General features: G+C 52.7%; 3 protein-coding genes and 1 pseudogene. 3 read left to right on the forward strand and 1 reads right to left on the reverse strand.

What is annotated here, in order from left to right; translation table 11 throughout:
- Positions 1 to 6: 6 nt before the first annotated feature.
- The 3 genes and pseudogenes from AB7E14_RS21650 to livJ form a co-directional block, all read left to right on the forward strand.
- A pseudogene (locus tag AB7E14_RS21650) lies at positions 7 to 120 on the forward strand (sigma factor-like helix-turn-helix DNA-binding protein); the annotation flags it as partial.
- A 130-nt stretch (positions 121 to 250) separates the two neighbouring features.
- Positions 251 to 1516: a 4-aminobutyrate--2-oxoglutarate transaminase gene (locus AB7E14_RS21655; protein ID WP_058587457.1), complete on the forward strand. Its 1266-nt coding sequence runs from the start codon at positions 251 to 253 to the stop codon at positions 1514 to 1516.
- A 208-nt stretch (positions 1517 to 1724) separates the two neighbouring features.
- Positions 1725 to 2825 carry a branched chain amino acid ABC transporter substrate-binding protein LivJ gene (livJ, locus tag AB7E14_RS21660; protein WP_142764811.1) on the forward strand — a complete coding sequence of 367 codons (1101 nt, stop codon included), beginning with the start codon at positions 1725 to 1727 and terminating at the stop codon, positions 2823 to 2825.
- A gap of 179 nt (positions 2826 to 3004) precedes the next feature.
- On the opposite strand, the gene panM is transcribed toward livJ, so the two are convergent.
- Positions 3005 to 3388 (reverse strand): aspartate 1-decarboxylase autocleavage activator PanM, encoded by a 384-nt coding sequence (gene panM / locus AB7E14_RS21665; protein WP_428169942.1) that lies wholly within the window; start codon positions 3386 to 3388, stop codon positions 3005 to 3007.
- Between the last annotated feature and the right edge of the window lie 451 nt (positions 3389 to 3839).

A 3839-nucleotide genomic window follows, 5' to 3' on the forward strand; every position in this document is an offset into this window, starting at 1 on the left:
ATCTAAGATAACAAATCTACGCTGCAGGAACTGGCCGATCGCTACGGTGTTTCCGCAGAACGTGTGCGTCAGCTTGAAAAGAACGCCATGAAAAAACTTCGCGCCGCTATCGAAGCGTAACTCCCGCGAAGTCCCCGCTAAAACCCTGGATAACTGTCCGGGGTTTTTGTTTTTTTAGCGCCTGATCTGGCGAATTCCTCCCCCCTGGCAAACACTTACCGATGGGTTGTGCGCATCTTAGGGGAAGAAAATGAAGAATAACGAACTGAATGAACGGCGTTTGCAGGCGACGCCGCGCGGGATCGGCGTGATGTGTGGCTTTTACGCTGAGAGGGCGGAAAACGCAACATTGTGGGATGTGGAAGGCCGTGAGGTGATCGATTTTGCCGCTGGTATTGCGGTGCTGAATACTGGGCATCGTCACCCAAAAATCATCGCCGCCATCGAAAAACAGCTCCAGTCTTTTACTCATACCGCTTATCAGATTGTTCCCTACGAAAGCTATGTCAGACTGGCGGAACGTATCAATAAACGTGTGCCGATTGACGGGCCGGTGAAGACGGCATTCTTCTCCACCGGGGCAGAAGCGGTGGAAAACGCAGTGAAGATTGCCCGCGCATATACCAAACGACCCGGGCTCATTACCTTTGGCGGCGCTTTCCACGGGCGGACTTTCATGACGATGGCGCTGACCGGTAAAGTGGCACCTTACAAAATCGGTTTTGGCCCGTTCCCTGGTTCGGTTTATCACGCTCAGTACCCTAATGCGTTACACGGTGTGAGCACCGTCGATGCGCTGCAAAGTCTGGAGCGCATTTTTAAAGCTGATATCGCGCCAGATCAGGTTGCCGCCATCATTCTTGAACCGGTTCAGGGCGAAGGGGGTTTTAATATTGCGCCAACGGCGTTCATGCAGGCGCTGCGCGCGTTGTGCGATACCCACGGTATCTTGTTGATCGCCGATGAGGTGCAAACCGGCTTTGCCCGTACCGGCAAACTGTTTGCGATGGAGCATCATGGCGTACAGCCTGATCTGATGACGATGGCGAAAAGCCTGGCAGGCGGTATGCCGCTCTCTGCGGTCGCTGGCCGTGCCGAAGTGATGGATGCCCCTGCGCCTGGCGGTCTGGGGGGAACCTATGCCGGTAACCCGCTGGCGGTTGCTGCGGCACACGCGGTGCTGGATGTGATTGATGAAGAACAGCTCTGCGCCCGCGCTGCTACGTTGGGCACGACGCTGGTCGAGGCGTTGAACCAGGCAAAAGCGGAGTGCCCGTTTATTGCCGATATTCGCGCGCAGGGGTCGATGGTGGCGGTAGAATTCAACGATCCGCACAGCGGAAAACCTTCCCCAGAATTCACGCGCCAGGTGCAGGATCGCGCCTTGCAGGAAGGACTTCTGCTACTGAGTTGCGGCGTGTATGGCAACGTCATCCGTTTTCTTTATCCGCTCACCATCCCTGACGCGCAATTTCGTCAGGCGCTCGGCATTATCACCCACACGCTGACACGATAAACCTGTGCCGTCCATCACCGGGCGGCACGACGCTATGTCGTTCACTTATTATTTGAATATGAAATTAGCTATTCCAAAACTATAAAAATGGGGTATGTTTTAGCAGAGTGTGCTGAAAATGCGCGAGCTGCACACCTATAATCGAAATAAAGCGCTACACAACAACATCACAATAGTCGTAATAACCATAAGAATGGGGAAGGTCAGGATGAATATGAAGGGTAAAGCGTTACTGGCAGGATGTATCGCGTTGGCATTCAGCACAATGGCTCAGGCCGATATTAAAGTCGCTGTTGTCGGTGCGATGTCCGGTCCGGTAGCCCAGTACGGCGACCAGGAGTTTACTGGCGCAGAACAAGCGGTTGCAGACATTAATGCCAAAGGCGGAATCAAAGGCGAAAAACTGCAGATCGTTAAATATGATGATGCCTGTGACCCGAAACAAGCGGTCGCAGTCGCCAACAAAGTGATTAATGACGGCATCAAATACGTTATCGGCCACCTGTGCTCCTCTTCCACTCAGCCCGCGTCTGACATCTACGAAGACGAAGGCATTCTGATGATCACCCCGGCGGCAACGGCACCGGAGCTGACCTCTCGCGGCTACAAGCTGGTGCTGCGCACCACGGGCCTGGACTCAGACCAGGGTCCGACCGCCGCGAAATACATTCTGGAAAAAGTGAAGCCGCAGCGCATCGCGATCGTTCACGACAAACAACAGTACGGTGAAGGTCTGGCGCGTGCCGTGCAGGAAAATCTGAAGAAGGGCAACGCTAACGTGGTGTTCTTTGACGGTATCACCGCCGGTGAGAAAGACTTCTCCACGCTGGTGGCGCGTCTGAAGAAAGAGAATATCGACTTCGTTTACTACGGCGGTTATCACCCGGAAATGGGGCAGATCCTGCGTCAGGCACGTGCTGCAGGTCTGAAAACGCAGTTCATGGGTCCTGAAGGGGTAGCCAACGTTTCCCTGTCTAACATCGCCGGTGAATCGGCCGAAGGTCTGCTGGTGACCAAACCGAAGAACTACGACCAGGTACCTGCGAACAAACCTATCGTTGATGCGATCAAGGCGAAAAAACAAGATCCGAGCGGGGCGTTCGTGTGGACCACCTACGCCGCGCTGCAATCTTTACAGGCGGGCCTGAACCAGTCAGCCGATCCGGCTGAAATCGCCACCTGGCTGAAAGCGAACTCCGTGGATACCGTCATGGGACCGCTGTCGTGGGATGAGAAGGGTGACTTGAAAGGCTTTGAATTCGGCGTCTTCGACTGGCATGCCAACGGCACGGCGACCGACGCGAAGTAATTTCCACGGCGCCTTTGCGCATTGCAGGTGCATTGGCTGTGTTATTCAACCCCGGTCACTTACGTCGGTAAGCTTCCGGGGATGTCATCCCTTGCCGCCTTCCTGCAACACGAAATTCTTGGGAAAAGGCAGCAGAGAATATAGCCAGCCGGGTAAGGCGAAGCCGCCACCCGGCTTTTTTAACGTTTTTCCCAGCCGTGTTGCTGTGCGGTGAAGCCCAGTACCTGCATAAACGCCGCCATGACGCCCCGGTCTTCCACGCCGACATCCGCCATCCACCAGGAGGAGACGTTCGGATTATCATGGATCACTTCTTCCACCAGATATTTTCCTACCCCCCGACGCCGCGTGACGTCACGGATGCGCAGCGAATCCAGCGCGCCCTGAGTGCCGCTCAGGGTGACCCTTACGGCGCCTAACAACCGCTCATTAAATCGTGCCGCGTAGATCCGGTGCGTTTCATCTACGCTTAAAGAGGCGGCGGAATACTCCGGCCAGATTTTGCCCAGGTCGATCAGATCCTGATCGCTAAAGTATTCTAAACGAATGATGGTCAGCTTCATCGACAGCATGTCCAAATCACAAAAGAGAGTGCAAGTGTACCGAAATAATTCAACCGGACGCTTTCTCTTTTTTAAATCATTTGGCAGGTGATTAATTTTATGACGGTCAGAACCTCAGTTCGAAACATCAGAGAATGAAAAACAGGCAGGATAATACCCTGGAAGGTAGTGTTTTATTCGGCTCATTGTCCCGTTATTTTATGCTGACAAGTGTGCTTTTTTTTGTTTATCTATGGTGAAAAGCAGAATATTATCTGTTCTTAATAGACTGAAAAATAGAGGTTTTACGCTGTGTTTGCGGAAAATACTGCGCTAAACCATTAATCAGACTGGTAAAAATAGTGTAGTGCAAAAAAAAGCACAGTCTGCTTTTTAACCATATAAATAGAAAATAAGTACATCACGAATGGGGATTCAGTAAATGAAACGGAATGCGAAAACGGTCATCGCA

The organism is Citrobacter sp., assembly GCF_050252275.1.
Taxonomy (GTDB): domain Bacteria; phylum Pseudomonadota; class Gammaproteobacteria; order Enterobacterales; family Enterobacteriaceae; genus Citrobacter_A; species Citrobacter_A amalonaticus.

Excerpts from the sequence above, each read along its gene's own strand:
- AB7E14_RS21655 (WP_058587457.1), top strand. The coding sequence starts at position 251 with ATGAAGAATAACGAACTGAATGAACGGCGTTTGCAGGCGACGCCGCGC.
- livJ (WP_142764811.1), top strand. The coding sequence starts at position 1,725 with ATGAATATGAAGGGTAAAGCGTTACTGGCAGGATGTATCGCGTTGGCA.
- panM (WP_428169942.1), bottom strand. The coding sequence starts at position 3,388 with ATGAAGCTGACCATCATTCGTTTAGAATACTTTAGCGATCAGGATCTG.